General features: G+C 60.0%; 1 protein-coding gene. It reads right to left on the reverse strand.

Features of this window, described 5'->3' with window-relative positions:
- Positions 1 to 257: TonB-dependent receptor plug domain-containing protein (locus SB751_RS30200; protein ID WP_410749047.1), on the reverse strand; the 257-nt coding region annotated here is incomplete at its 3' end.
- Positions 258 to 275: the final 18 nt, after the last annotated feature.

Consider the following 275-nt stretch of genomic DNA (forward strand, 5'->3'; position numbering starts at 1 on the left):
CTGTCGTAGCCGAGCCCCGCCTGACCCGCGTAGGGATTGGAAGTCCCATTCAGCAGGTCTTCCGGGTCTAGTGTCCGGTACATGACCAGGCCGCCCAGCGCGTCCGCTCCCCACAGCACAGAGGCGGGGCCATGCATGATTTCGACGGATTTCAACGTCGACAAATCGACGAAATTGCGATTGCCGTCCTGAATCTGCTCCTGGACTCTGGCGCCATCCACCCGTATCTGGACTCGATTGGCGCCCACGCCTCTGATTTGAAACGACCCGAGATT

The sequence above is a fragment of the Cupriavidus sp. SIMBA_020 genome, from assembly GCF_046535395.1.
In the GTDB taxonomy this organism is placed as follows: Bacteria; Pseudomonadota; Gammaproteobacteria; order Burkholderiales; family Burkholderiaceae; genus Cupriavidus; species Cupriavidus campinensis.